Raw genomic sequence first — 26,791 nt, 5'->3', positions numbered from 1 at the left:
GGGACGGGTCGAGGTCCGACCGCGCGGCAGGCGCGGGGTTCATCCGATTATGCGGGCGCCCACCGGGTTTGCGTGAAGCGCGCCTGATGCCCGCGCGCACCCGGGGTTCAGCGCTTCTGCAGGAACGTGTCGGGGTTCACCGGCTGGCCGTTGCGGCGCAGCTCGAAGTACAGCGCCGGGCGGCCCTGGCCACCGGAATTGCCGACGGTGGCGACCGCATCGCCGCGCTTCACCGTCGTGCCCGGTTCCTTGAGCAATGTCTCGCAATGCGCGTACAGGCTCATCGCACCGTTGCCGTGGTCGACGATCAGGATCATGCCGTAGCCGGTCATCCATTCGGCGAACACTACGGTGCCGTCGGCGACCGCGCGCACCGGCGTGCCCGCGGCGGCGCCGATCAGCACGCCGCTGCTGCTGCGCCCGTCCGGCATGCGCCCGCCGTAACCGGCGAGCAGCGCGCCCGACAACGGCCAGCCCAGGCCACCGACCTGGATCGGCGCCGCGCGCGCGACCGCCGGCGGGGGCTTGCGGGCGGGCTCGCCGCTGGCGGCACGCTGCGCGGCGCGCGCGGCGGCGGCCTTGCGCTCGGCCTCGGCCTTCGCCGCCGCGGCGCGCAGACGCGCGAGCAGGCGTTCGAGCGCCCTGGCGTCGCGACCCAGCGCCTTCTCGCGCGTGCTGCGGTCGCGATACCTGCTGTCCAGCTGCGCCACCGCCTTCGCGCGCGCGGCGCGATCGCGTTCGAGCGCGTCCACCTGGCTGCGTTGCTGCTCGTGCGCGCGCTCCAGCGCGGCCCGGCGTTGCACCATGTCGCGTTCGAGCGCGTCGAGTTCGGCCAGTTCGCCGCGCAGCGCGGCGATGCGCGCGGCGCGCTGGCGTTGCAGGTAGCGGTGGTAGGTCAGCGCGCGGCTGGCGTCGGCCACCTGGTCCTGCGCCAGCATGAGCTTCAGCGGCGCGGCGCGGCCGGCAACGTGGCTGGCGCGCAGCAGTGCGTCGAGTTCCTCGCGTTGCGCGCCCATGCGCTCGCGCAGGGCGTCGCGCCTGTCCGCCAGTTCCTGCAGCGCGGCCTGCTGGGCTGCGAGCTCGGCTTCGATCTGCTGCAGCGTGCGCGCGGTGCGCGCAACCTGTTCGTCGGCGCTGCGCAACTGCCGTGCGGCAGCGCCGCACTGGCCTTCGAGCCGGCGCCGCTCGCTGGCGACATCCTGCAGTTCCTTGCGCACCCGCTCGAGCCGGCGCTCGGCCTCGCGGCCGGCCTGCTGCGCGTTCGCGACGGGAGCGGTGGCGAACCCGGCGGCGAGCAGGGCGAATGCCGCCCAGGCCAGCCGTGCGCGCACCGCTTCGCTCATCCCTTCGCGGCCAGCAGGCTCGAACCGGTCATCTCCGCGGGAAGTTCGACGCCGAGCAGGTCGAGGATGGTCGGCGCGAGGTCGCGCAGCGCGCCGCCGCGGCGCAGGCTGGCGTCGCGGCTGCCGACGTAGACCAGGTCGACGGGCCCCACGGTGTGCGAGGTGTGCGGCTCGCCGGTTTCGGGATCGCGCATCATCTCGCAGTTGCCGTGGTCGGCGGTCACCAGCAGCTCGCCGCCTTTGGCGCGCACCGCGGTGATGATCTCGCCCACGGCGCGGTCCACCGTCTCCACCGCCTTGATCGCCGCCGACAATACGCCGGTGTGGCCGACCATGTCGGGATTGGCGAAGTTGCAGATGATCGCGTCGAAGCGCTCGGCCTCGATCGCCTCCACCAGCTTCGCGCACACTTCCGGCGCGCTCATCTCGGGCTGCAGGTCGTAGGTGGCGACCTTCGGGCTCGGCACCAGGATCCGCTCCTCGCCCGGATACGGCGCTTCGCGGCCGCCGCTCATGAAGAAGGTGACGTGGGCGTATTTCTCGGTCTCGGCGATGCGCAACTGGGTCAGCCCGTGGGCGCCGAGCACTTCGCCCAGGGTGTTGGCGAGATTGTCCGGCGCGAACGCGACCGGCGCCGGCAGGCTGGCGTCGTACTCGGTCAGACACACGTAGCGCGAAAGCGCCGGGCGGCGCACGTCGGGCCCCAAGCCATCGAAGCCGGGCGAGACGAAGGCGGCGCTGAGCTGGCGCGCGCGGTCGGCGCGGAAGTTCATGAACACGATCGCGTCGCCGTCGCGCATCGGTTGCGCGCCTTCGATCGCGACCGGATCGACGAACTCGTCGTTCTCGCCGCGCGCGTAGGCGGCCTGCAGCGCGGACAGCGCGTCGGGCGCATCGCCCTTCGCCTCGACGATCGCGTCCCAGGCGCGGCGAACGCGTTCCCAGCGGTTGTCGCGGTCCATCGCGTAGTAGCGGCCGGACACGCTGGCGATGCGGGCGTTGCCGAGCGCGTCGCACCTGTCCTGCAGCGCGCGCAGGCTCGGTTCGGCCGAGCGCGGCGGCATGTCGCGGCCGTCGAGGAAGGCATGCACGGCCACGCGCGGCACGCCGCGGCGTGCGGCGAGGTCGAGCATCGCGAACAGATGCAGCTCGTGGCTGTGCACGCCGCCGGGCGAGAGCAGCCCCATCATGTGCAGGACGCCGCCGCTGGCGAGCACCGCGTCGCAGGCGGCGTTCAACTCGGCATTGTCGAAGAAGCTGCCGTCCTCGATCGCCGCGTCGATCCGGGTCAGGTCCTGGTAGACCACACGTCCGGCGCCGATGTTCATGTGCCCGACCTCGGAATTGCCCATCTGTCCCTCCGGCAGCCCGACGAAGCGACCCTCGGTATGGATCAGCGTGGTCGGATGTTCTGCCAGCAGGCGGCGCCAGTTGGGCACGTCCGCAAGGGCGATGGCGTTGTCGCGCGGGTCGTCGCGATGGCCCCAGCCATCCAGGATCAGCAGGACCACGGGGCGGGGGCGGGCGGCGGGGGAAGCGGGGGAAGCAGGCACGGACGGGAGTCCCGGTGACTTTCGACCGGTGCGATTGTAGCCAAGCGGGTGCAAGCTGTTGCGCACACGCCATCCCGCGGCGAATCGTTGCCCAGGCAACCATGCGTCGCCCAGACCTCGAGGGGTCCGTCCCATGAAGCGCAATCCCGTCGTCCTGCCACTCGCCCTGACCCTGCTGCTGTGCACCGCGCCCGCGCTGGCGCAGCAGGCCATCAGCAAGGTCAACGGCAGCATCGTCGCGCAGGCCGGGCGCGCCTACGGCGACGTCGACACCGTCAACGGCAGCATCACCATCGAGGCCGGTGCCAGCGTCGAGGACGCCGAAACCGTCAACGGCAGCATCCGCGCCCGCAACGACATCACCGCCGCCAGCCTTTCGACCGTGAACGGCAGCATTCGGACGGGCGAACGCGCGCAGATCGGCGGCAGCGTGGAAACCGTGAACGGCAGCGTCTTCGTCGACCGCGGCGGCAGCGTCGGTGGCGACATCGAGACGGTCAACGGCGCGATCGGGATCGTCGACGTGGACCTCGCCGGCGGCATCGAGACGGTCAGCGGCGACATCACCGTCGGCGTCGCTTCGCACGTGACCGGCGGCATCACCGTCACCAAGCCCAGCTCGAACTGGTTCCCGATCCAGGTCAACAAGCGCAAGCCGCGGATCATCATCGGCCCCGATGCGGTGGTCGAAGGCGAACTGAAGTTCGAACGGGACGTGACCCTGTACGTGCACGAGACCGCGCGTACCGGCCCGGTCAGCGGCGCCACGGCGACGGCCTACAGCAGCGCACGCGCCCCGAGCGACTAGCGCGGATCGGGCGACGATGCCGGGCGCCGGCCTGCTGCGCCGGGGATCGGATCCGTGAGAGCCGCGCGCCCGCCCGGCGGGGCCGCGGGCCTGGTGCCGGACGCGTAGAATCGGGATTCGGTTTCCCCGGAGTCCCCAGAATGCGTCCATCCCTGATCGCCCTGTGCGCCGGCAGCCTGCTGCTCGCCGCATGCAACCGCGAGCCGGCGCCCGCCACCGTCGAGGCACCGCCCGCGCCCGATGCCGCGGCGCCACAGGCCGCCCACGCCTTCGAGCCCGGCATCGACGCCGACGATGTGCGCGCACTCGTCACCACCCTGTCCTCCGACGAATTCGAGGGCCGCGCGCCGGGCTCGGTGGGCGAAGAGAAGACCACCGCCTACATCCGCGAGCAGTTCGAGCGCATCGGCCTGCAACCCGGTGGCGACAACGACACCTTCTTCCAGACCGTGCCGATGGTCGAGACCACCGCCGACGAGTCGACGGTGCTGCGGCTCGACAGCGATGGCCAGACCCGCGAACTCAAGTTCGGCAGCGACATGGTGATCGGCACCCGCACCGGGCAGGCCGAGGTCGAGGTCGCCGACAGCGAGCTGGTGTTCGTCGGCTACGGCGTGAACGCGCCCGAACAGGACTGGAACGACTACGCCGGCGTCGACGTCAAGGGCAAGACCGTGGTCCTCCTGGTCAACGACCCCGGCTTCCACGCCGGCGACGACTCGCTGTTCGACGGCAACCGCATGACCTACTACGGCCGCTGGACCTACAAGTACGAGGAAGCCGCGCGCCAGGGCGCCGCGGCGGCGCTGATCATCCACGACACCGAGGGCGCGTCCTACGGCTGGGACGTGGTCCGCAATTCCTGGTCGGGCGCCCAGTTCGACCTGCGCGCCGAGGACGACCCCGAGCCGCGCCTGCCGGCGCAGGGCTGGATCACCACCGAGGTGGCGCAGCAGCTGTTCGCCGAATCCGGACTCGACCTGAAAGAGCAGTACGCCGCCGCCAACGAGCGCGGTTTCAAGGCGGTGCCGCTGAAGGCGAAGGTCTCGTTCGACCTGCGCAGCACGGTGACCGAGAAGTCCTCGCAGAACGTCATCGGCTACATCCCCGGCAGCGCCGCGCCCGAGGAAACGGTGATCTACCTCGCGCACTGGGATCACCTCGGCAAGCACGAAGGCGAGGGCGACACGATCTACAACGGCGCGGTCGACAACGCCACCGGCGTGGCCGGGATCATCGAGATCGCGGAGAAGTTCAAGCAGTCGGCGCAGCCGCAGCGCTCGGTGGTGTTCCTGGCGGTGACGCTGGAAGAATCGGGCCTGCTCGGCTCCAAGTTCTACGTCGCCCAGCCCTCGTTCCCGCTGGAGAAGACGGTCGGCGTGATCAACCTCGACGCCATGAGCGTGGCCGGCCGGGCACGCGACATGGTGGTCACGGGCAAGGGCAACTCCGAACTCGAGGACATCCTCGAGGCGCACGCCGGCAAGCAGCAGCGCACCCTGGTCGAGGAAGGCAATCCCGCGGGCGGCTATTACTTCCGCTCCGACCACTTCAACTTCGCCAAGGCCGGCGTGCCGGCGCTGTACGCGAAGGGGGGCAGCGACCTGGTCGAGGGCGGCACGGAGGCCGGCAAGGCCGCGGGCGACGACTACGCGAGCCGCTACCACCAGCCAGGCGACGAGATCCACGAGGGCTGGAAGTTCGATGGCATCGTCGAGGACCTCGAACTGCTGTTCTCGGTCGGCCTGGAGCTGGCCGATGGCGGCCAGTGGCCGAACTGGTACGAGGGCAACCCGTTCAAGGCGGCGCGCGACGCGCAGCGGGCGGGGCAGTAGGGCCGGCGGCCGGCCGGCAACGCCGCATGCTTCACCGGGACGGCGCCGCGAGGCGCCGTTCCCGCTTTCGGCACACGGGCCCGGAGCCGGAACCACGCAGTTGCACGGTCGTGCCCTACTCTGGCGGCCCCGAACGGAGTCCCCGCCATGAGCCTCGCCACCGCCTACTGGTGCGTCCTGATCGCCGCGTTGCTGCCCTACGTCTGGGTCGGCTTCGCCAAGACCGGCGCGCCCGGCTACAACAACCGCAATCCGCGCGCCTGGCTCGCCAAGCAGGAAGGCAACTACCGGGTGCAGCGCGCCAACGCCGCCCACCTCAACGCGTTCGAGGCCTTCGCGCCGTTCGCCGCCGGCGTGGTGCTGGCACAGTTGGCCGGGGTCGACCCGGCGCGCATCGCGCTGCTGGCGGTGGTGTTCGTGGTGCTGCGCGTGGCGCACGGGATCCTGTACCTGGCGGACGTGCAGATGCTGCGCAGCCTGGCGTGGACGGGCGGGTTCGGCTGCGTGATCGCGCTGCTGGCGATGGCGGCGCTCAACGCCGCCTGAGCCGCCCGGGATCCTCGCCGCGCGGCGGCTCGTCCGGCGTGGCGTGGACGGGCGGCCCTGCCCGGCGGCGTTCCCACCACGACAGCGCCACCAGCACGAACAGCGCCAGGCCGGTCGCGGCCGCGGCCACCAGGTAGTAGTCCAGCCCCGCCGCGACCCCGATCACCGCGACCGTGAGCAGCGAGGCCGCGGTGGTGATGCCGGAGATGGTCTCGCCGCCGCGCCGGCTCTCGCCGAAGATGGTGCCGGCACCGATGAAGGCGACGCCGGCGATCACCGCCTCGACCAGTCGCAGCGGATCGACCTGCATGATCGCGCTCGCCGGCGAGGCGGCCTGCGCCTCCACCGTCAACCGGCCCACGCCGACCAGCAGCGCCGAGGCGCCCGCCACCAGCATGTGGGTGCGGAAGCCCGCCGGCCGCTGCTTGAGTTCGCGCTCGTAGCCGATCAGGCCGCCCAGCAGCATGGCGATCGCCATGCCGGCCAGGACATCGAGTTGCTGCGGGATGGTGGCGTCCATGCGCCCCAGCCTCGCGCGGCCGGCGTCGTCACGCGGTGACGAGGCGCACCCGCGCGAAGTTGCGCTTGCCGACCTGCAATACGCCCTCGAAGCCCGGGGCGAACGTCGTCGCGGGATCCTCGACCACCGCGCCGTCGACCCTGACCGCGCGCTCCTTCAGCTTGCGGCCGGCCTCGGAGTTGCTGGCGGTGATCCCGGCCGCGGTCAGCAGCGCGGCGATGCGGATGCCTTCGCCGGGGATCGCCACGTCCTGCAGCGGCAGCAGGGTGGAGTCGCCCTGCCCGGTGACCGCGACGTGCCAGCCGGCGATCGCGGTCTCGGCGGCGGCGGCATCGTGGAAGCGCGTCGCCAGTTCGCGGGCGAGACGCAGCTTGACGTCGCGCGGATTGAGCCCGGCGGCGACCTCGGCCCGGAGCCGCTTCGCCTCCTCGATGTCGATCCCGAAGCTGAGCAGCTCGATCCACCGCCACATCAGGTCGTCGCCGATCTTCATCGTCTTGTTGACGATGTCGATCGCGGGCTCGGCGATGCCGATGTAGTTGCCCAGCGACTTGCCCATCTTGTTGACGCCGTCCAGCCCCTCGAGCAGCGGCATGGTTAGCACCACCTGCGGCGGCTGGCCGTGCGCTTCCTGCAGGCCGCGGCCCATCAGCAGGTTGAACTTCTGGTCGGTGCCGCCGAGTTCGACGTCGGCGCGCAGCGCCACCGAGTCGTAGCCCTGCACCAGGGGATACAGGAACTCGTGGATCGCGATCGACTGCTGCGCCGCGTAGCGCTTGGCGAAATCGTCGCGCTCGAGCATGCGCGCCACCGTGTGCTGGCCGGCGAGCCGGATCATGTCGGCCGCCGACATGTTCCCGAACCATTCGCTGTTGAACCGCACCTCGGTGCGCTCGCGGTCGAGCACCTTGAACACCTGCGCCTCGTAGGTGCGCGCGTTCTCCAGCACGCCCTCGCGCGAGAGCGGCCTGCGGGTGGCGTTCTTGCCGCTGGGGTCGCCGATCATCCCGGTGAAGTCGCCGATCAGGAAGATCACCGTGTGGCCCAGGTCCTGGAACTGCCGCATCTTGTTGAGCAGCACGGTGTGGCCCAGGTGCAGGTCCGGCGCGGTCGGGTCGAACCCGGCCTTGACCCGCAACGGCCGCCCGAGCGCCAGCCGGGCCGCCAGTTCCTCGCGCTTGAGGATCTCGTCGGCGCCCCGTGCGAGGCGCTCGATTTCGGCGGTGTCGGAAGCGGGTCGGGTCATCGGCGGGACTCGGCGTTCGGGCGGCCGGCTTCAGGGATGTGATGCCGGTCAAAAGAAAACGTAAAAGAATCGTTAAGGAGTGTGCGCCAGTAAAACCCTTTGGCCAACAAGGGTTTGACGCTCCCATTTCATGTGCTTATGGTACCTCCCTGACGCGCCCGTCACGCTCTTTTGGATCCGTCGCCATGACGCAGCCGCCCTCGATGTCACCGGATGACGCCCAGCACCAGGCCATCCGGGACCACAATCTCCGGGCCGCCGCCGAGAACACCGCCAACGAACAGCGATTCGCCGACCCCGTCGATGGCGGGGCAGGCTTTTCGTTCAATGGCCGCTGGACCCGCCGCGACTGGGCGCACGCCAGCCTGTTCGCCACCCTCGGCGCGCTGGTCCTGGGCCTGGTGCCCGGATTCTCCAACGCGATGCGCACTTCCGAGGTCGCGCCCGCCCTGACCACGTTCGCGCTGCCGCTGCCGCCGCTGGCATCGGTGCAGCGCGCCGCCCAGCATCGCAACTGGGAGCTGGTGAAGGTGGAGTCGGGGCAGACGCTCGGCGCGATCTTCGAGGCGCGCGGCATCCCCGCGGCGACGCTGCACCGCCTGCTCGATGCCGCGCCCGACAGGCAGGCGCTCACCCGCCTGCGGCCGGGTGCCGAGCTCGCCTTCGAGCAGGCCGCCGACGGCCGCCTGCTGGCCTTCCGCTACGACCGCAACGACACCCAGCGCGTCGAGCTCTCGCTGTCCGGCGACAAGGTCGCCGAGAAGGTGATCGAGCGCCCGGTGGAGATCCGCACCGCGGTGGTCAGCGGCAAGGTCGGGAAGTCGCTGTTCCATTCGGCGCGCAAGCTCGGCCTCAGCCCGGTGGTGATCAACACCCTGACCGACGAGGTGTTCCAGTACGACATCGACTTCGACCGCGACGTCACCTCGGGCGACCGCTTCAGCGTGGTGGTCGAGCAGACCTGGCGCGAGGGCGAACTGATCCGGTCCGGCCCGGTCACCGCCGCGGTGTTCACCGCCAAGGGCAAGCCGTTCACCGCGATCCGCTTCGAGCGCGACGGCAAGGGCGAGTACTTCACCGCCGAGGGCCGCCCGCTGAAGAAGAGCTTCATCCGCAGCCCGATCCAGTACGCACGCCTGAGCTCGCGCTTCGGCAAGCGTCGGCATCCGGTGCTGGGCACGTCGCGCATGCACAAGGGCGTGGACTACGCCGCGCGCAGCGGCACCCCGATCATGGCCGCGGGCGAGGCGCGCGTGGTCTCGGCCGGCTGGCACGGCGGCTACGGCAATACCGTGGTGCTCGACCACGGCAAGGGCTATTCGACGCTGTACGCGCACATGTCGCGCACCGCCAAGCTCAAGCGCGGCCAGCGCGTCTCGCAGGGCCAGGTGATCGGCTACGTCGGCTCCACCGGGCTTTCCACCGGCCCGCACCTGCACTACGAATTCCGCATCAACGGCGTGCACCGCAACCCGCTGCAGCACACCATGCCGCCCCCGGAGCCGCTGAGCGGCACCGCGCTCGCCCAGTTCCGCAAGCAGACCGCGCCGGCCCTGGACCGGATCCGCGAAGTCGAGGAAATCATCTACGCGACCGTGCCGGCCAGGCCGACGCAGGACGATCCGAAGGTCGCCGTCGCGCGCGTCGCGCCGGGCGCCAAGAAGGGCTGAGCGGTCCTCGCATTCCACAGCCGACGGGGAATGGAAGGGCTTGCCGCTGGCAGGCCCTTTCCGCATCTGGCCCCGGTGCCGCCTCGCCCGCGCCGGTTCCTCGCCGCATCGCGATTCCCGCGCCAACCGGCCCCGTAGAATCGCGGCCATGTCCGATCTCTTCCTAGGCCTGATCTCCGGCACCAGCGCCGACGGCATCGACGCGGCCCTGGTGCGCTTCGACGACGGCACCGCGCGGCTCGCCTTCGGCCGCACCTACCCCTGGGATCCGGCGCTGCGCGCGCAACTGGTGGCGCTAGGCCAGCAGGGCGCGTCGCTGTCGCTGGACGCGATCGCCGAACTCGACGTGCGCGTCGCCCGCGCCTTCGCCGACGCCGCCAACCTCGCACTCGCCGACAGCGGCACGCCCGCCGGCGCCGTGCGTGCGATCGGCTCGCACGGGCAGACCCTGCGCCACCGTCCCTGGGGGCCGTACCCGTTCACCCTGCAGCTCGGCGATCCCTCGACCCTCGCCGAACGCACCGGGATCACCGTGGTCGCCGACCTGCGTCGCCGCGACATCGCCGCCGGCGGCCACGGAGCGCCGCTGCTCCCGGGCCTGCATGCCGCGCTGCTGCGCGATGCCGGCGAGGACCGCGCCGTGCTCAACCTCGGCGGCATCGCCAACCTCACCTTGCTGCCCGCGCAGGGCGAAGTGCGCGGCTTCGACACCGGTCCGGCCAACGCGCTGATGGACGCCTGGTGCCTGCGCCACCTCGAACAGGATTTCGACCGCGACGGCAGTTTCGCCGCCCGCGGCCGGGTCGACGCAGGCCTGCTCGAGCGCCTGCTCGACGATCCGTGGTTCACCCAGGCGCCGCCCAAGTCCACCGGCCGCGACCAGTTCCACCTCGGCTGGGTCGAGGCCCGCCTGCGCGGAGACGAGGCCCCGGCCGACGTGCAGGCCACCCTCAACGCGCTCACCGCGCGCACCGTGGCCAGCGCCCTGCTGGCGACGCAGCCGGGCACGCGTCGCGTCATCGCCTGCGGCGGCGGCGTGCACAACCCGGTGCTGATGACGGCGCTCGCCGCGGCCCTGCCCGGCGCGATCGTCGAGTCCACCGCCGATCACGGCATCGAGCCCGACCATGTCGAAGCGATGGGCTTCGCCTGGTTGGCACGGCAGACGATGCTCGGATTGCCGGGGAATCTGCCGAGCGTGACCGGGGCCGCCGGGCCGCGGGTGCTGGGTGGCATCTATCCCGCGTAGCGGCCGCCGGACCTGTCCGGGGGCGGCCACATCGCCAGCACGCGCAGGTTGTCGATGCCGGCATCGCGCAGCCGGTCGGGTCCGGCGCGCAGGCGGTCGCCGTCGCCCACGCCGCGTTCCGCGCCGGGTAGGCGCCGTACCGGGAGCTGGCGCCGGCGAAGCGGTACGGCTTGCCGTCGAGCACGCAATGCATGCCGTCGACGCGTACGACACCGTCGCGTACGGCGGCCATCGCCGCGCCGGTCACTTGCGACAGCAGCAAGAGCCCCACCGGCATGGCGCCGGTCCGGCGCAGGATCGCCTGCCGGGAGCGGAGCCGGGGCGGCGGCGCGCCGCGCGGGGTGCTTCAGAGTCTCAGGCGGGGTCCGTCCGCGACACCCGCCCGATCGCCGCGTAGCCGGGATCGTCGGGCACCTGCTCCAGCGCCGCGATCGCCGCCTGCAGCACGTCGGCCTCGGAATTGTCGAAGCGCACCGAGCCGTCGCCCTCGTACATGTGCAGCCCCTGCTCGAGCAGGTACTGCATCGCCCGCGGCAGGGTCCAGCCGCGGGCGTCGGCCACGCGCTTGATCCGGTCCACCAGCACCGGGTCCGCGTCCCTGAGCACGATGTCGGTCACGCCACCTCCTAGTTGCCGGGTGAGGCTCCCTCTGCGCCCTGCCGATACGCTGCCATGCGGCCGCGCCGACAGCAACCACGGGTTCGGCGGCACCGACGCTCAGGTAGCATAGCCCGATGACAAACCCCGATCTGGCGGCACGCGGCGGCGACCCCCTCCTCTGGATCCGCCCCTACCTGCAACGCGCGCCGCTGGGCGCCATGCTGCTGGGCATCTCATCGGGCTTTCCCTACGCCATGATCGGGGCCACGCTGACGACCCGGCTTGCGCAGGACGGCATCGACAAGAAGAGCGTCACCGCCTTCGCGCTGGCCTTCCTGGTGTTCAACTTCAAGTTCCTGTGGGCCCCCCTGGTGGATCGCTTCCACCTGCCACTACTGGGGCGTTTCGGCCAACGTCGCTCCTGGCTCTGGTTGGCGGCGGCGCTGGTGGCCGCGGCGACCGTCAACCTCGGCCTGCTCGACCCGGCAGCCAACCTGGCGCTGGTCGCCTTTGCCGCCGTCGCGTTGGGCGTGGCCGCGGCCACCTTCGACATCGTCATCGACGCCTACCGCATCGAACTGCTCAAGCCCGAGCAACTGGGCGTGGGTTCCGGCATGTCGCAGTACGGCTGGCGGCTGGGCGCGGTGGGTGCCGGCGCGCTGGCGCTCGTGCTTGCGGAACCGCTCGGCTGGAGCGCGGCCTATGCGCTTTGCGCGCTGCTCGTGCTTCCGGCGGTGTTCGTGGGCCTGTGGCTCGGCGAACCCGAGCGCCACCGGGAACCCGCCCCGCGCCGCGGGCTGGCCGCGGCCTGGGCCGCCGTAGCGGGCCCGCTGCTGGAGTTTTTCCGGCGCAAGGGGGCGCTGCTGGTGCTGCTGTTCGTGCTGCTGCACAAGATCGGCGACACCCTGGCCAACCTGACGTTTCGCCTGCTGCTCAATGATCTGGGGTTCACCAACAACGAAATCGCGACCTGGGACGTGGGCGTGGGTTTCGCTGCGATGCTGGTCGGCATCTTCGTGGGCGGCATCCTCTATGCGCGGCTGGGGCTCAAGCGCTCGGTATTGATCAGCCTGGTGCTGATGGCGGTGTCGAACCTGTCGTTCGCTGCGCTGGCGCATGTGGGCCACAGCAACGCCTTGCTGGCCTTCACCATGGGCTTCGAGAACTTCGCCAGCGGCATCGGCGGTGTTGTGGTGGTTGCCTACCTGTCGGCGCTGTGCAACCTGTCGTTCACCGCCACCCAGTTCGCGCTGCTGTCGGCTGCGGCCTCCATCGTCGGGCGCTTCTTCACCGGTACCACGGCAGGCGGGCTGATCGAGCGTATGGGCTTCGTCGACTTTTACCTGATGACCACGGTATTGGCGTTGCCGGGTGTGGTGCTGTTCTGGTGGATGATGCGCGCCGGACTGGTGGATGCGTCGATCGCGGAACAGGACGTCAAGGCGAAATCCGCCTGATTTCCCCTGCTACGCGCGCGATCGCGCGGCACTCGCTCACCCGGCGTAATCCACCACATAGGGCGCGTGGTCGGAGAAGCGCGGCTGCGGATGCACCGCGCAGCCGGTGAGCCGCTTCGCCAGCTCCGGGGTGACCAGCTGGTAGTCGATCCGCCAGCCGACGTCGTTGGCGCGCGCCGCGCCGCGGTTGCTCCACCAGGTGTACTCGACTGCGTCGGGCTTGAGCACGCGGAAGCTGTCCTTCCAGCCGTGCGCCGGCGCCTCGACCAGGCCGTCGCCGCAGCCATCGGCGATCAGGCCGTTGAGCCAGGCGCGCTCGGGCGGCAGGCAGCCGGAGTTCTTCTGGTTGCTCGACCAGTTCCTGATGTCGTTGCGCGCACGGACGATGTTCCAGTCGCCGCACAGCACGTAGTCGCGGCCGCTGGCCAGCCATTGATCGAGGATCGGCCTGAGCCAGGCCATCACCTCGAACTTGAAGCCCTGTCGCAGCTCGCCCGACGAACCGGACGGGATGTAGAACGAGACCACGCTGAGGTTGCCGTAGCGCGCCTCGATGTAGCGGCCCTCGTCGTCGAACGGCGCCCAGCCCAACGCGGTGCGCACTTCGTCGGGCTCGCGGCGGCTGTAGATGGCCACGCCGCTGTACCCCTTCTTGGTGATCGCGTCGCGGTAGTAGCAGTGGCCCAGGGGGCGGAAGCAGGGGTCGGCCAGCTGGTCTTCCTGCGACTTGGTCTCCTGCAGGCAGACGACGTCGGCCTGTTGCGCCTCCAGCCAGTCGAAGAAACCCTTGGTGGCGGCCGAGCGGATGCCGTTGGCGTTGAAGCTGACGATGCGCATGCGGGAAGCGGCGGACGGGGGTCGCGCAAGCCTAGCCGAATCCGCCCACGCCTGCCCGGGGCCGCCGATCGCGCGAATGCCGTCGCGGCCGTGCCACGGGTGCTGTGGAGCCGGCGCTGTGGAGCGGGCGCCCGGTACCCCCCGTCTCGCGTTCAGGCCTTGCGGACGAACTCCGACTTCAACCCCATCTGGCCGATGCCGTCGATCCGGCAGTCGATATCGTGGTCGCCATCGACCAGGCGGATGTTGCGCACCTTGGTGCCGACCTTGACCACTGCCGACGAGCCCTTGACCTTCAGGTCCTTGACCACGACCACGCTGTCGCCGTCGGCCAGCGGCGTGCCGTTGGCATCGCGCACCCGGGCGGCGGCCTTCGCGGCGGCCGCCTGCTCGGCCTGCTCGGCCGGCGATCATTCGTGCGCGCACTCGGGACAGACCAGGCCACCCCCGTCCTCGTAGGAATACACCGATCCGCACTCGGGGCACGGTGGCAGGTCGGGCATCGGCGTCTCCGGGCTCCTGGGCCGTGCATTGTCCCATCCCTCCACGCCTGCACGGGCATGGGACAATGCGTGGCCATGACCGACCATCGCACCCGCTTCCTGGAACTGGCCCTGCGCGTGGAGGCCCTGCGCTTCGGCGAGTTCACGCTCAAGTCCGGACGCGTCAGCCCGTACTTCTTCAACGCCGGGCGCTTCGATTCGGGCGTGTCGCTGGCCACGCTGGCCGGCTGCTACGCCGACGCGCTCGACGCCACGGACGTGGCGTTCGACCTGCTGTTCGGCCCGGCCTACAAGGGCATCCCGCTGGCGAGCGCGCTGGCCTGCGAATACGCGCGCCGCGGGCGCGACCTGCCGCTGGCGTTCAACCGCAAGGAAGCCAAGGCCCACGGCGAGGGCGGCAGCCTGATCGGCGCGCCGCTGGACGGGCGCCGGGTGCTGGTGGTGGACGACGTGATCACCGCCGGCACCGCCATCCGCGAGGCGCTGGCGACCATCCGCGGGGGCGGCGGCACCCCCGCCGGCATCGTGATCGCCCTCGACCGCCAGGAAATCGCCGGCGAGGGCCAGTCGCAGTCGGCCGCGCAGGCGGTGGCGGCGGCCGATGGCATCCCGGTGGTGGCGGTCGCCACCCTGTCCGACCTGCTGGCCTTCGCCGACCAAAGCGCGGCCCTGTCGGACGAGCGTTCGCGTTTGCAGGCGTATCGGGCGCAATATGGCGTCCGTGACACCACACCACCGATTCGAGCCGCAGGGGGCGGAATTCGATGAAGATGCACGGGTTGCTCGCCGCGACGGCGCTCTGCGCGCTCTTCGCGACCGCTTCGGCGCAGGACGAGGCCGAGAAGAAGCTGTACTGCTGGAACGAAGGCGGCCGCAAGGTCTGCGGCGACGCCCTGCCGGCCAACGCGGTGGACGCCGCGCGCACCGAACTCAGCGCGCGCAGCGGTCGGCCGCTGGCGCGAATGGGCGAACAGCTCACCCCGGAAGAGCGCGCGGCGGCGGACGAAGCCGAACGCCAGGCCGCGATCGCCGCCAACGCCGAGGCGGCGCGCCAGCGTCGCGAGCGGGCGATGGCCGAGTCCTACGAGACCGAAGAAGACCTGCGGGCCGCGTTCGGCGACCGCATCGTGCTGGTGGACGAAGGCCTGAAGACCTCGCGCCTGGGCGTGGCCAACCTGCGCCAGAGCCTGGTCTCGCTGCTGCGCCAGGCTAACGACCTGGAACTGCGCGGCGAACCGGTGCACAAGGCGCTGGCCGACAACATCCAGTCGCAGCACCGCGACCTGCTGCGCCAGCAGGCGATCATGCGCCAGCAGCTCGAGGAGCGCGCCTCGCTCGACGCCGATCTGGAATACGCGGTGGAGCGCTACCACGCGCTGAAGGCGCCGACCAGGCGCTAGCGTCCGCGCACCGGCGGCGCCCGGCATTCCCTCGCCTTCGCTCCGGCGAGCCTGTCCGGCGGGCGGCCACGACGCTGCACGCCACTCACGGGGGCAGATCGGCGTCGCGTTCGTGCAGCCATGCGATCAGTCCTTCCGCCGCCATCAGCCCGCTGGCGAAGCAGGCGGTGAGCAGGTAGCCGCCGGTCGGCGCTTCCCAGTCGAGCATCTCGCCCGCCGCGAACGCGCCCTCCCGCGCGCGCAGCATCATCCGCCCGTCCAGCGCCTCCAGGCGGATGCCGCCGGCGCTGCTGATCGCCTCCGCCAGCGGGCGGGGGCGCCGCAGTCGCAGCGGCAGCTGCTTGAGCGCGGCAGCCACGCGCGCCGGATCCTGGAGCGCCTCGCGCGGCAATGTCTCGTGCAGCAGTCCAGCCCTGGCGCCGTGGATGCCGGCGACGCGGCGCAGGTGTTCGGAAACGCTTCGGCGACCGCGCGGCTGCGCCAGCGCCTCGCCCAACTGCGCCTCGCTGCGTCCGGGCGCGAGGTCTAGGCGGATGCGGGCTTCGCCATCGCGATCGACGAGTTCGCGCAACGTCGCCGAAATGGCATAGATCAAGCTGCCTTCCAGCCCATCCGATGTCACCACGCATTCGCCCTGCAGGGAGTGCGGCGCGCCGTCGATATCGCGCCAGTGCACCACCACCGGCTTGAGCGGCGCCCCGGCATGGCGCTGCGCGAAATGCGCCGACCAGCCGACATCGAAGCCGCAGTTTGCCGGCCGCAGTGGCGCGATATCCACGCCCTTCCCCGCCAGCAGCGGCACCCATGCCCCATCACTGCCCAGCTGCGGCCAGCTGCCGCCCCCGAGCGCGAACACGGCCGCGTGGGGGCGGGCCCGCATTTCGCCGTGGGGCGTTTCGAACCGCAGGCTTCCGTCGTCGCTCCAGCCGGCCCAGCGATGCTGCACATGGAAAGCCACGCCCTGTTCGCGCAGCCTGCGGACCCAGCCACGCAACAGCGGCGCCGCCTTGCGATCGAGCGGGAACACGCGGCCCGAGCTGCCGACATAGGTCTCGACCCCCAGTCCGCGTGCCCAGGTGCGCAGCGCCTCGGCATCGAAGCGCGACAACCAGCGCCCGACCTCGGCGGCGCGCCCGCGATAGCGGGCAACGAACGCCGTCGGCGCATCGGAATGGGTGAGGTTGAGCCCGCCCTTGCCGGCGATCAGGAACTTGCGCCCCACCGAGCCCTTGGCCTCGTACAGGTCGACCGCCAGCCCGGCCGCGCACAGGCGTTCGGCGGCCATCAGGCCGGCGGGCCCGCCGCCGACCACCGCGACGCGACGCGTGGGGTGCGGGCCGTGCATGCGCGCATTATCGCCGCCGCGCCGCACCGGCCGTCGCGCGCCACGGGTGAGCGCTAACATGGGCCCGACACCGACTGATGGGAGGGAGCGATGACCGGGGACCGGAACCGTGGCTGGACGCGCCGCCAGGCGCTGCGATCGATGGCCCTGGCGGGCGCGGCGGCGGCGTGGAGCCCGCGCTCGCTGGCGCAGGAACGCAGGATCGGCGTGGCGCTGGTGGGGCTTGGCGGCTACGCCAAGGGCCTGCTCGCCCCGGCGCTGGAACTGACGAAGCACTGCCGCCTCGCCGGCCTGGTGACCGGATCGCCCGACAAGCTGCCCGAGTGGCAGGGCAAGTACGGCATTCCGGACCGCAACGTCTATTCGTACGAGGATTTCCACCGCATCGCCGACAACCCGGACATCGATGCGGTGTACATCGTCACCCCGAACCACCTGCACAAGGCCCATGCCCTGACCGCCGCGGCGGCCGGCAAGCACGTGTGGTGCGAGAAGCCGATGGCGATGGACGCGGCCGAGGGCGAAGCGATGGTCAAGGCCTGCCGCGACCACAAGGTGCAGCTGGCCATCGGCTACCGCATGCAGCACGAACCCAACACCCGCCGCTTCATGGCGATGGCGACCGAGCGCCCGTTCGGCCGCATCATCAAGCTGCGCGCGGACGCGGGCTGGTTCGGCTGGCGCGACGGCGCCGACGAGGCCTGGCGGCTCGATCCGGCACGCGGCGGCGGCGCGATGTACGACATGGGCGTGTACTGCGTGAACGCCGCGCGCTACTCCACGGGCATGGAGCCGGTCGCGGTCCAGGCCTGGGACGAGACCGTGCGCCGCGAGCTGTTCAAGGGCGTGGACGAGACGATGCGCTTCCGGCTCGAATTCCCCGAGGACATCGTCGCCGAGTGCGTGACCAGCTTCGGCCGCAACCTCAACACGCTGCAGGTGGACTGCGAGCGCGGCTGGTACACGATGTCGCCGTTCCAGGGCTACGAGGGCAACCGTGGCCGCGCCAGCGACGGCACCGTGTTCGAGCCGCAGCTGGGCAAGAAGCCGCGCATGCAGGCCGAGCAGATGGACCAGGATGCGCGGGCGATCCTCGAGAACCGCGCGCCGCGCGTGCCCGGCGAGGAAGGCGTGCGGGACCTGCGCGTGCTCGATGCCGTCTTCGCCTCGGCGAAATCCGACGGGAAGCGGGTGGAGATCGCGCGGGGCTGAACCAGCCGCCGTCGGCGCGGCACGCACGAATCGTCCCGAACGCAGCGGGGGCTGCCGTCGTCGTTCGCAAGATCGAGATCCCTCGCTGCGTTCGGGATGACAGCCTGCGTCGCCGGGCGACGCCGCAGGCGAGCCGCATTCAGAACGGCAGCTGCAGCTCCGGATCCACCAGCGCGATCTGGGCGCGGAAGTCGGCCAGGATGCGGTCCAGCGCCTCCTGGTCGTCGGCGTCGAAGCGCAGTACCAGCACCGGCGTGGTGTTGGACGCACGCACCAGGCCCCAGCCGTCGTTCCAGTCCACCCGCAGGCCGTCGATGGTGGAGGCGCGCGCGCCCTCGAACCGCGCCTGCTGCTGGAAGCGTTCGACGAAACCGTGCGGGTTGCCGTCTGCGACCTCGACCTTGATCTCCGGCGTCGACACGCCGCCCGGCAGCGCGTTGAGCGCCTCGCTGGGATCGCCAGGATCAAGCGCCAGGATCTCCAGCAGGCGCGCGGCGGCGTAGATGCCGTCGTCGAAGCCGTACCAGCGTTCCTGGAAGAAGAAGTGGCCGCTCATCTCGCCGGCCAGTTCGGCCTCGGTCTCGCGCATCTTGGCCTTGATCAGCGAATGCCCGGTCTTCCACATCAGCGGGCTGCCGCCGTGGCGCAGGATGTGTCCGGGCAGGCGGCCGGTGCACTTGACGTCGTACACGATCACCGCGCCGGGGTTGCGGTCGAGCACGTCGGCCGCGAACAGCATCAGCAGGCGGTCGGGATAGATGTTCTCGCCGTCCTTCGTGACCACGCCCAGGCGGTCGCCGTCGCCGTCGAACGCGATGCCGAGGTCGGCATCGAAGCGCTTGACCGTGCCGATCAGGTCGACCAGGTTGTGCGGCTCGCTCGGGTCCGGGTGGTGGTTCGGGAAGGTGCCGTCGATCTCGCAGAACAGCGGGATCACCTCGGCGCCGATCGCTTCCAGCACCCGCGGGCCGATCTCGCCGGCGACGCCGTTGCCGGCGTCGACCACGACCTTGAGCGGTCGCGCCAGTTGGATGTCGTCGGCGATGCGCTGGACGTAGGCGTCCGCGATGTCGCGCTCGCTCACGTCTCCCGGTGCCGGCGCGTCGTGCAGGCGACCGTCGGCGATGCGCGCGTAGAGGTCGGTGATGGTGTCGCCCGACAGTGTCTCCCCGCCGACCACGATCTTGAAGCCGTTGTAGTCGGGCGGGTTGTGGCTGCCGGTGACCGAGATGCAGCAACCGGTGCGCAGGTGGAACGCGCCGAAGTAGATCACCGGCGTCGGCGCCATGCCGATGTCGATGACGTTGCGGCCGGCCCTGCGCAGGCCGCGGACCAGGCCGGCGACCATGTCGGGGCCCGACAGGCGGCCGTCGCGACCGATGACGATGTCGGCCAGCCCCTGCTCCTGCATCAGCGAACCCACCGAATGGCCGATCAGCTCGGCCACGCCGGCGTCGAGCGTCTGGCCGACGATGCCGCGGATGTCGTAGGCGCGGAAGATGCTGCGGTCGATGTCCACGGGCATGGGCTTGGGGGTGTCCTTGATGGCGATGACGGGCTTGGTCTGCGCGCCATCTCCAGACGGGTCGGCATCGCCATCTGCCCCCAGTGCGAGCGCATCGGCGAGGGTCGGCGCGGCCGCATCGTCGCTGGGCGCGTCCACCGCCAACGCGCGCTGCAGCCGGGTGGGTACCCGCCACAGCAGATAGGCCAGCAGGAGCAACCCGATCACCGCGATGAACAACGGGATCCCCTGCAGGCCGAACGGAGCGCTGCCGGTCCGCGGCAATGAAGCGGCCACGCGAAGTTCGGTCCCGGGGACGGGAACCGCCATCCGCTCCGCGGCCTCGGCCTGTGCGAGGTCCCCCTGCTCGAGGAGGGTGAACCCGCCCTGGCGCAACGCGACATAGGTCGCCGGATCGACGTCGGCGCCCTCGAAGCCCTGCGTCGCACGCGACAGCGGCAGGCGGACGAAGGCAACGCCTGCAGGTTGCCCGTCCACCCGCACGGGCGCCGCCAGCGCGACGCGCGGCGCATCCCCGACGCGAATCACCGACACCACCGGTTCGTCCTTGACAAGCGCCGCCTCCATCACCGATACCGGGCCGTAGCCGGCGTCAGGCAGCGCCGCGTACATCGTGCCCAGATCGGCAAGATGCACCTGCGCCAGTTCAACGTCCGGCCAGTCGGCCGCCAGCAGCCGCCCGGCGATCTCGAGATCACCAGCCTGCAGCGCAGCCTGCACCGGCGGCGAGGCAAGCCTGTCCTGCAGCCGTTTCATTTCCCCCCTGAGCGTCGTGGATGCGATCCCGGCCACCGTGTCGCGCGCCAGCGTCACGCTGGTGCGGCGCGTGTCTTCCTGCAGTCCGCGCCAGCCGCTCCACGCCAGCCACAGCGCCAGTACCGCCAGCGCGGCCGCCAGCCACGGCAGCCAGGGACGTACCTGCGCGAAGACGCGCGCCTTGGTCGGATTGCTCGTGGTCGCCATGTCGTTCCCGTTGTCCCCTGTCAGCGCACGCCGGTATGGCCGAAACCACCCGCACCTCGTGCGCTTTCGGTGAAAGTATCCACGACCTGCAGGCTCGCGCGCACCACCGGCAGCACGACCAGCTGCGCGATGCGGTCGCCCGGTTCGATCGTGAAGGCCTCGCGGCCGCGGTTCCAGACGCTGATCAGCAGCGGCCCCTGGTAGTCGGCGTCGATCAGGCCGGTGCCGTTGCCGAGCACGATGCCGTGGCGGTGTCCCAGCCCCGAGCGCGGCAGCACCACCGCGCACAGGCCCGGGTCTCCGATGTGGATCGCCAGGCCCGAGGGCACCAGCGCGGCATCGCCTGGCGCCAGCACCAGCGGCGCGTCGAGGGCGGCACGCAGGTCGAGCCCGGCGCTGCCGTCCGTGGCATGGGCCGGCAGCGGCCACTCACGGCCCATGCGCGGGTCGAGCAGCCTGACCTGCAGCGCGATGGCGGCGGCCGCGCGGCTCATGCCTGCAGGCGCTCGGCGACCAGATCGACCAGCCGCGCGGCGACCTCGGTCTTCGCCGCGGGCCCGAGCCGGCGCTCGCCGCCATCCCAATACACCGTCAGCGCATTGTCGTCGCACTCGAATCCGCTCCCGGCCGCGCCGACCAGGTTGGCCGCGATCAGGTCGAGCCGCTTGTTCGCGAGCTTGCCGCGCGCGTAACGCTCGACCTCGTGGGTCTCGGCGGCGAAGCCGACCACCAGCGCGGGACGCCGGGCGTGCACCGCCACCTGCGCCAGGATGTCCGGCGTGCGCACCAGTTCCAGCACCAGGGTATCGCTGCCGGCGGTCTTCTTGATCTTGTGTTCCGACACCTGGCGCGGGGTGAAGTCGGCCACCGCTGCGGCGCCGATGTAGACGTCGGCGGGCAGGGCTTCGAGCACGGCCGCGTGCATCTGCGCCGCGGAGCGCACGTCGATGCGCTGCACGCCCGGGGGGGTGTCGAGATGCACCGGGCCGGCGACCAGCACCACGTCCGCGCCGAGCCCGCGCGCCGCCGCGGCCACCGCGAAGCCCATCTTGCCGCTGCTGCGGTTGCCGACGAAGCGCACCGGGTCGATGTCCTCGAAGGTCGGACCGGCGCTCACCAGCACCCGCCTGCCCGACAGCGCGCCGCTCACGCGGCCTCCAGCGCTGCGACGATCGCCGCCGGCTCGCTGAGCCGGCCGGGGCCGGATTCGCCTTCCGCCAGCGGACCTTCTTCGGGGCCGATCACGCTCGCGCCGCGTTCGCGCAGCAGTGCCACGTTCGCCTGGGTCGCGGGATGCAGCCACATGCGGTGGTTCATCGCTGGGCACAGGGTGATCGGCGCGGTCGTGGCCAGGCACAGGGTGGCGACCAGGTCGTCGGCGAAGCCGTGGGCGAGCCTGGCCAGCATGTCGGCCGTGGCCGGTGCCACCACCACCCGGTCGGCCCAGCGCGCGAGCTCCAGGTGGCCCATGGCCGCTTCCGCCGCGGGGTCCCAGAGCGACGTGCGCACCGGCCGGCCGGAGAGCGCCTGGAACGTCTGCGCGCCGACGAAGCGCTGCGCGTTCTCGGTCATCGCCACCTGCACCTGCGCCCCGGCATCGCCCAGGCGGCGCACCAGCTCGGCCGCCTTGTACGCGGCGATCCCGCCGCACACGCACAGCAGCAGGCGTTGTCCTCGCAGGCCGCGCTCGGCTGCCATCGTCAGGAAAGTCCTACCCCGGATCCGGGCGACAGCTTACCCGATGGCGGGTGATCGGCCGGCTGCGGCGGCCGTGGCGATCGGTTGCAATCACCCCACGCTGGCGACCGGGCCGGACGCGTCCCGATGGGAATTCCCCTGTTCCGCCGGGGCGCCTCGCCGGTCGCCAGCGCCACCACCCGCCCCCTTCCCGCCATGCACATCCGCGACTGGCCCAGCCACGAACGCCCCCGCGAAAAACTGCTCGCCCGCGGCGCCGGCGCGCTGTCGGACGCGGAGCTGCTGGCGATCTTCCTCGGCTCGGGCCTGCGCGGCCAGGATGCGGTGGCCACCGCCCGCCAGCTGCTGGACCTGCACGGCCCGCTGCGCCGGCTGCTGGAACTGGACCCTGCCGGCATGGCGCGCCTGCCGGGGCTGGGCCCGGCCCGCGCCTGCAAGCTGTCGGCGGCGCTGGAACTGTGCAACCGCTGGCTCGCGGCCGGGCTGGAGCGCGGCGAGGCGCTGACCGACCCGGGCTCGGCCGGGCGCTATTTCGCCCAACGCCTGCGCCGGCAGGCGATCGAGGTGTTCGCGGTGCTGTTCCTGGATACCCGCCATCGCGCGCTGGCGTTCGAGGAACTGTTCCGCGGCACCATCGACGGCGCCGAGGTTCACCCGCGCGAAGTCGTCCGCCGGGCGCTGGCGCACAACGCCGCGGCGGTGATCGTCGGCCACAACCACCCCAGCGGCAATCCCGAACCCAGCGCCGCGGACCGCGCCGTCACCGCGCAGCTCAAGCAGTCGCTGGCACTGGTCGACGTGCGCCTGCTCGACCACTTCGTGATCGGCGACGGCGCGCCGGTGTCGCTGGCGGCGCGCGGCTGGGTGTGACCACCACGGCCATCCGCGGGACGCCGGGCGCGCTCGCGTACAATGCCGGCCTGCAAAACCCGATGCGCCTTCCGTGAAATCCCAGCTCCGCGGCCTGATCGAACAGGCCATCGCCGGCCTGCGTGCCGCAGGCACCCTGCCCGCCGACCTCGCCCCGCCCGACTTCGTCGTCGAGCGGCCGAAGGATCGCGCGCACGGCGATTTTTCCACCAACGCCGCGATGCTGCTCGCAAAGCCCGCGAAGTCGAATCCGCGCGCGCTCGCGCAGGCGCTGGTCGCCGCGCTGCCGGCGAACGACGACATCGCGGCGGTCGAGATCGCGGGGCCGGGCTTCCTCAACTTCCGGCTGTCGCCTGCGGCTTGGCAGCGCCAGCTCGCCACGGTGTTTGCCGAGGGCGAACGTTACGGCCGCAACGACAGCGGCGCCGGCCGCACCTCCGGCGTCGAATACGTCTCCGCCAACCCGACCGGCCCACTGCACGTCGGCCACGGGCGCGCCGGCGTGATCGGCGATTGCATCGCGCGCGTGCTCGAGGCCAACGGCTGGAACGTCAAGCGCGAGTACTACTACAACGATGCCGGCGTGCAGATCGAGAATCTCGCACGTTCCACCCAGGCGCGCGCGAAGGGACTGAAGCCGGGCGATGCCGACTGGCCGGCCGAGGCCTACAACGGCGACTACATCGCCGACGTGGCGCACGCCTACCTGCGTGGCGACAGCGTGGAAGTCGAGGGCCATCTCGTCACCGGCAAGCACGACGCCGACGACCTCGATGCGATCCGCCGCTTCGCCGTCGCCTGGCTGCGCCGCGAGCAGAACGCCGACCTCGCCGCCTTCGGAGTGTCGTTCGACGTCTACTTCCTCGAGTCGTCGCTGTATACCAACGGCAAGGTGGAGGAGACCGTGCGCGAACTGATCGCCCACGGCCACACCTACGAGGATGGCGGCGCGCTGTGGCTGAAGACCACCGACTTCGGCGACGACAAGGACCGCGTGATGCGCAAGTCCGACGGCACCTACACGTATTTCGTGCCGGACGTGGCCTATCACCTGGACAAATGGCAGCGCGGCTACGAGCGCGCGATCACCGAGCTCGGCGCCGACCACCACGGTTCGCTGCAGCGGGTGAAGGCCGGCCTGCAGGCGCTCGATGCCGGCATCCCGTCGGACTATCCCGAATACGTGCTGCACCAGATGGTCACGGTGATGCGCGGCGGCCAGGAAGTGAAGCTGGGCAAGCGTGCCGGCAGCTACCTCACACTGCGCGACCTGATCGAGGAAACGGGCCGTGACGCGGTGCGCTGGTTCCTGGTTGCGCGCCGCCCCGATTCGCAGCTCACCTTCGACATCGACCTGGCGCGCAGCCAGTCGCTCGACAATCCGGTGTACTACGTCCAGCTCTCGCACGCGCGCATCTGCGGACTGCTGCGGCAGCTGGAGGAACGCGGCCTGGCCTTCAGCCTCGACAACGGCCTGGCGCAGCCGCTCGACCTCGACGACGTCCCGCTGCGCGACCTGCTGATCGACCTCTCGCGCTGGCCCGAGATCGTGGCCACCGCGGGCGAGCAGCTTGAACCCCACCTGATCGCGGCCTACCTGCTCGAACTGGCGCAGGGGTTCCAGACGTATTACAACGACCACCAGTTCCTGGTCGAAGACGCCGCCGTGCGCGACGCGCGACTGGCGCTGGCGCTGGCGGTACGCCAGGTACTGGCGAACGGGCTGCAATTGCTGGGCGTCGGCGCGCCCGAACGGATGTAAGAGGGCGACAGCAGATGGCAGCACGACGCGGCAAGACCCAGGCGAGGCGCAACGACGGCAACCCGATGCCCGGCTGGGCGTGGATGGTCCTCGGCATCGTGATCGCGCTGGTGGCGGTGCTGGTGCTGCCGAAGTACCTCAAAGCCGACCGCGAGGACGGGTTCTTCCGGCCGCAGCCCAACCCCGCCGCGCAACCGCCGGTGAGTGCGATCGACGAAGGCGAAACGCCCCCCGCGGACGATGCCCCGACGCGACGTGACGCCGCGGCACCGGACGCCGGCGCCGCCAGTCCCGAATACGACTTCTACACCGTCCTGCCCGAGCAGGAAGTGGCGATGACCGACGCGGAACTGGCCGCCAGCGCGCGCGAGGAAGCCGAGCGCCAGCGTCGCACCCTCGCCGCGCAACGCCAGCGCGAACAGGACGCCGCCGATCCCGCCACTCCGGCCACGCCCGCGCCAACCGCGCCCGCGGCGACGTCCGCCGCGACAACCGCCGCTGCCGCCGCTGTACCCGCAGCCGCCCCCGACGGCGCCCGCTACATCCTCCAGGCCGGTTCCTTCGGGGCTTCCGGCGATGCCGAGGCGCTCAAGGCCCGCATCGCCCTGCTCGGCCTCTCGGCCCGGGTCGAATCCGGCGTCGCCAACGGCAAGACCGTCTACCGGGTGCGCATGGGCCCCTACGGCACCGCCACCGAGCTGGCCGAAGCCAAGCAGAAGCTCGGCAACGGCGGCCTGCCGGCGCTGGCGATCCGGGCGAACTGAGCGCTCCGTCGCAGGGCGGTCGCAGACCGCGCGATGCCGGCACGGCACACTGCCGGACCTGGAGAGAGGCACCGCCATGGCCATCGAAGCCGCCCTGATCAAACCCGTCGTCGATGCGCTGCTGGCGCTGTTCCGCGAGAGCAACGACCTCAAGCTCAAGCGCAACGCCGAGCAGGCGCTGCGCGACGCCATCCGCGAACTGCTGCAGGCCAATCCCGACGAGAACCGTGCCGAGGCGCGGATCGCGATCGCCCGCGCCGCGGGCATCCTGTCCGAGGACATCGTGCTGGCCGAGGACATGCTGAAGAAGCATCGCGCGACCAGGGCGAAGACCCGCGGCAAGACCGCCACCGGGCGCAAGCGCAAGCCGGCGGCGCAGGGCGACGACGACGCGGCGAAACCGCAGCAGGCCAGGCCCGCGAAGAAGGCGGCGAAGCCGCCGCCACGCAAGCCCGGGACGTAGACCCGGCCACGACGCCCGGCGCGCGACACTGCGCGCATGCCCTGGCACCCCGTCTTCGTGGTCCTGTGCGCCATCTGGATCGCCTGCGAGCTCTGGATCGACCGACGTCGTTCCGGCCCCGACGCGCGCCGCGGCGACGACGGCACCCTGCGCCTGCTGCACCTCGCCGTACCGGGCGCCCTGGCGCTGGCGGTGGTGCTGTCGCTGCTGCACGCCTGGCCGCTGCCGCAACAGTTCGCCATGCCGCTGTTCCGGGGCGGGATCGCGGCGATGGCCGCGGGCATCGCGTTGCGGGCATGGTCGGTGCGGGTGCTGGCGGAACACTTCACCGTCGACGTGGCGATCCGGCCCGGCCACCGCCTGGTCCGGCATGGCCCGTACCGGCTGTTGCGCCACCCCGCCTACAGCGGACTGCTGCTGACCCTGCTCGGTTTCGCGCTGGCGCTCGGCGATGGCTGGGCGTGGCTGGCGGTGGCGTTGCCGGTGGCGCCCGCGTTCGCACGGCGCATCCGGGTGGAGGAAGCCATGTTGCGCGAAGCGTTTCCCGACGAGTATCCCGACTACGCGCGCGCCACCTGGAGATTGCTGCCGTGGCTGTGGTGATCCCGGCGCGGCCCACGGC

At 71.3% G+C, this 26,791-nt stretch carries 26 protein-coding genes and 1 pseudogene; 14 read left to right on the top strand and 13 right to left on the bottom strand.

Translation table 11 applies throughout. From position 1 onward, the window contains the following. Window positions 1-107: 107 nt before the first annotated feature. Window positions 108-1,343: a murein hydrolase activator EnvC family protein gene (locus FZO89_RS10685; RefSeq protein ID WP_149103241.1), complete on the bottom strand. Its 1,236-nt coding sequence runs from the start codon at window positions 1,341-1,343 to the stop codon at window positions 108-110. Then, window positions 1,340-2,854, bottom strand: coding sequence for a 2,3-bisphosphoglycerate-independent phosphoglycerate mutase (gpmI, locus tag FZO89_RS10680; protein WP_316247539.1), 1,515 nt, complete (start codon window positions 2,852-2,854; stop codon window positions 1,340-1,342). Before gpmI ends, FZO89_RS10685 begins: the two co-directional genes overlap by 4 nt. Before the next feature lie 175 nt (window positions 2,855-3,029). Between gpmI and FZO89_RS10675 the strand changes: the two genes are divergently transcribed. The 3 genes from FZO89_RS10675 to FZO89_RS10665 all read left to right on the top strand — a co-directional run bounded on the left by FZO89_RS10675 (window position 3,030) and on the right by FZO89_RS10665 (window position 6,085). Beyond that, the gene (locus tag FZO89_RS10675; protein WP_149103239.1) at window positions 3,030-3,704 is read left to right on the top strand and encodes a DUF4097 family beta strand repeat-containing protein; all 675 of its coding nucleotides are present in this window, start codon (window positions 3,030-3,032) and stop codon (window positions 3,702-3,704) included. A gap of 140 nt (window positions 3,705-3,844) precedes the next feature. Beyond that, on the top strand, window positions 3,845-5,539 hold the full coding sequence (locus FZO89_RS10670) for a M28 family metallopeptidase (protein WP_149103238.1): 1,695 nt from the start codon (window positions 3,845-3,847) through the stop codon (window positions 5,537-5,539). A gap of 147 nt (window positions 5,540-5,686) precedes the next feature. After that, window positions 5,687-6,085: an MAPEG family protein gene (locus FZO89_RS10665; RefSeq protein ID WP_149103237.1), complete on the top strand. Its 399-nt coding sequence runs from the start codon at window positions 5,687-5,689 to the stop codon at window positions 6,083-6,085. Here the strand turns inward: FZO89_RS10665 and FZO89_RS10660 are convergent. Then, on the bottom strand, window positions 6,072-6,605 hold the full coding sequence (locus FZO89_RS10660) for an MgtC/SapB family protein (protein WP_149103236.1): 534 nt from the start codon (window positions 6,603-6,605) through the stop codon (window positions 6,072-6,074). The genes FZO89_RS10665 and FZO89_RS10660 overlap by 14 nt on opposite strands. Before the next feature lie 28 nt (window positions 6,606-6,633). Further along, complete coding sequence (gene tyrS, locus FZO89_RS10655; protein WP_149103235.1) at window positions 6,634-7,851, bottom strand: tyrosine--tRNA ligase; 1,218 nt, start codon at window positions 7,849-7,851, stop codon at window positions 6,634-6,636. Between the two features lie 185 nt (window positions 7,852-8,036). Here tyrS and FZO89_RS10650 point away from each other — a divergent pair, with 185 nt between their 5' ends. Next, window positions 8,037-9,521 (top strand): M23 family metallopeptidase, encoded by a 1,485-nt coding sequence (locus FZO89_RS10650; protein WP_262378604.1) that lies wholly within the window; start codon window positions 8,037-8,039, stop codon window positions 9,519-9,521. Window positions 9,522-9,669: 148 nt separating this feature from the next. Then, complete coding sequence (locus tag FZO89_RS10645; protein WP_149103234.1) at window positions 9,670-10,770, top strand: anhydro-N-acetylmuramic acid kinase; 1,101 nt, start codon at window positions 9,670-9,672, stop codon at window positions 10,768-10,770. On the opposite strand, the gene FZO89_RS18845 is transcribed toward FZO89_RS10645, so the two are convergent. Beyond that, on the bottom strand, window positions 10,758-10,880 hold the full coding sequence (locus FZO89_RS18845; protein WP_262378603.1) for a hypothetical protein: 123 nt from the start codon (window positions 10,878-10,880) through the stop codon (window positions 10,758-10,760). The two genes, FZO89_RS10645 and FZO89_RS18845, sit on opposite strands and share 13 nt — an antisense overlap. Window positions 10,881-11,124: 244 nt before the next feature. Next, complete coding sequence (locus FZO89_RS10635) at window positions 11,125-11,388, bottom strand: hypothetical protein (protein ID WP_149103233.1); 264 nt, start codon at window positions 11,386-11,388, stop codon at window positions 11,125-11,127. Window positions 11,389-11,504: 116 nt separating this feature from the next. On the opposite strand from FZO89_RS10635, the gene FZO89_RS10630 reads away from it, so the two are divergent. Continuing rightward, window positions 11,505-12,827: an AmpG family muropeptide MFS transporter gene (locus FZO89_RS10630; protein WP_149103232.1), complete on the top strand. Its 1,323-nt coding sequence runs from the start codon at window positions 11,505-11,507 to the stop codon at window positions 12,825-12,827. 36 nt (window positions 12,828-12,863) lie between these two features. On the opposite strand, the gene FZO89_RS10625 is transcribed toward FZO89_RS10630, so the two are convergent. The 3 genes from FZO89_RS10625 to FZO89_RS19060 all read right to left on the bottom strand — a co-directional run bounded on the left by FZO89_RS10625 (window position 12,864) and on the right by FZO89_RS19060 (window position 14,167). Then, the gene (locus FZO89_RS10625; protein WP_149103231.1) at window positions 12,864-13,664 is read right to left on the bottom strand and encodes an exodeoxyribonuclease III; all 801 of its coding nucleotides are present in this window, start codon (window positions 13,662-13,664) and stop codon (window positions 12,864-12,866) included. A 152-nt stretch (window positions 13,665-13,816) separates the two neighbouring features. Further along, window positions 13,817-14,023, bottom strand: a complete 207-nt coding sequence (locus tag FZO89_RS19065; RefSeq protein ID WP_425480442.1) for a zinc ribbon domain-containing protein YjdM — start codon at window positions 14,021-14,023, stop codon at window positions 13,817-13,819. Between the two features lie 51 nt (window positions 14,024-14,074). Further along, window positions 14,075-14,167 carry a TFIIB-type zinc finger domain-containing protein gene (locus tag FZO89_RS19060; RefSeq protein ID WP_425480441.1) on the bottom strand — a complete coding sequence of 31 codons (93 nt, stop codon included), beginning with the start codon at window positions 14,165-14,167 and terminating at the stop codon, window positions 14,075-14,077. Between the two features lie 75 nt (window positions 14,168-14,242). Between FZO89_RS19060 and pyrE the strand changes: the two genes are divergently transcribed. Together pyrE and FZO89_RS10610 are read left to right on the top strand one after the other, a co-directional pair. After that, on the top strand, window positions 14,243-14,935 hold the full coding sequence (pyrE, locus tag FZO89_RS10615) for an orotate phosphoribosyltransferase (RefSeq protein WP_149103230.1): 693 nt from the start codon (window positions 14,243-14,245) through the stop codon (window positions 14,933-14,935). Further along, window positions 14,932-15,567 (top strand): hypothetical protein, encoded by a 636-nt coding sequence (locus tag FZO89_RS10610; protein ID WP_149103229.1) that lies wholly within the window; start codon window positions 14,932-14,934, stop codon window positions 15,565-15,567. The genes pyrE and FZO89_RS10610 overlap by 4 nt, the downstream gene beginning before the upstream one ends. An 85-nt stretch (window positions 15,568-15,652) precedes the next feature. Here FZO89_RS10610 and FZO89_RS10605 read toward each other — a convergent pair whose 3' ends face one another. Next, window positions 15,653-16,912: a TIGR03862 family flavoprotein gene (locus tag FZO89_RS10605; RefSeq protein ID WP_149103228.1), complete on the bottom strand. Its 1,260-nt coding sequence runs from the start codon at window positions 16,910-16,912 to the stop codon at window positions 15,653-15,655. 90 nt (window positions 16,913-17,002) lie between these two features. Between FZO89_RS10605 and FZO89_RS10600 the strand changes: the two genes are divergently transcribed. Continuing rightward, window positions 17,003-18,124 (top strand): Gfo/Idh/MocA family protein, encoded by a 1,122-nt coding sequence (locus tag FZO89_RS10600; RefSeq protein WP_149103227.1) that lies wholly within the window; start codon window positions 17,003-17,005, stop codon window positions 18,122-18,124. A 139-nt stretch (window positions 18,125-18,263) separates the two neighbouring features. Here FZO89_RS10600 and FZO89_RS10595 read toward each other — a convergent pair whose 3' ends face one another. The 3 genes and pseudogenes from FZO89_RS10595 to coaBC form a co-directional block, all read right to left on the bottom strand. Further along, the gene (locus tag FZO89_RS10595) at window positions 18,264-20,612 is read right to left on the bottom strand and encodes a phosphomannomutase/phosphoglucomutase (protein WP_149103226.1); all 2,349 of its coding nucleotides are present in this window, start codon (window positions 20,610-20,612) and stop codon (window positions 18,264-18,266) included. A 20-nt stretch (window positions 20,613-20,632) separates the two neighbouring features. Next, window positions 20,633-21,106: a dUTP diphosphatase gene (dut, locus tag FZO89_RS10590; RefSeq protein ID WP_149103225.1), complete on the bottom strand. Its 474-nt coding sequence runs from the start codon at window positions 21,104-21,106 to the stop codon at window positions 20,633-20,635. Next, window positions 21,103-22,310, bottom strand: a pseudogene (gene coaBC / locus FZO89_RS10585) (bifunctional phosphopantothenoylcysteine decarboxylase/phosphopantothenate--cysteine ligase CoaBC). The gene dut and the pseudogene coaBC overlap by 4 nt, the downstream one beginning before the upstream one ends. 195 nt (window positions 22,311-22,505) lie before the next feature. On the opposite strand from coaBC, the gene radC reads away from it, so the two are divergent. The 5 genes from radC (at window position 22,506) to FZO89_RS10560 (ending at window position 26,772) form a co-directional block, all read left to right on the top strand. Then, the gene (radC, locus tag FZO89_RS10580) at window positions 22,506-23,180 is read left to right on the top strand and encodes a RadC family protein (RefSeq protein WP_149104132.1); all 675 of its coding nucleotides are present in this window, start codon (window positions 22,506-22,508) and stop codon (window positions 23,178-23,180) included. Between the two features lie 73 nt (window positions 23,181-23,253). Next, window positions 23,254-24,942 (top strand): arginine--tRNA ligase, encoded by a 1,689-nt coding sequence (gene argS, locus FZO89_RS10575; RefSeq protein ID WP_149103224.1) that lies wholly within the window; start codon window positions 23,254-23,256, stop codon window positions 24,940-24,942. 14 nt (window positions 24,943-24,956) lie between these two features. Continuing rightward, window positions 24,957-25,706 carry an SPOR domain-containing protein gene (locus FZO89_RS10570; RefSeq protein WP_149103223.1) on the top strand — a complete coding sequence of 250 codons (750 nt, stop codon included), beginning with the start codon at window positions 24,957-24,959 and terminating at the stop codon, window positions 25,704-25,706. 76 nt (window positions 25,707-25,782) lie between these two features. Beyond that, window positions 25,783-26,169, top strand: a complete 387-nt coding sequence (locus tag FZO89_RS10565; protein WP_149103222.1) for a hypothetical protein — start codon at window positions 25,783-25,785, stop codon at window positions 26,167-26,169. Window positions 26,170-26,205: 36 nt separating this feature from the next. Next, window positions 26,206-26,772 (top strand): methyltransferase family protein, encoded by a 567-nt coding sequence (locus tag FZO89_RS10560; protein WP_149103221.1) that lies wholly within the window; start codon window positions 26,206-26,208, stop codon window positions 26,770-26,772. Window positions 26,773-26,791 lie beyond the last annotated feature (19 nt).

The organism is Luteimonas viscosa (assembly GCF_008244685.1).
GTDB lineage: Bacteria > Pseudomonadota > Gammaproteobacteria > Xanthomonadales > Xanthomonadaceae > Luteimonas > Luteimonas viscosa.
This window is presented reverse-complemented; position numbering and strand designations above follow the sequence as displayed.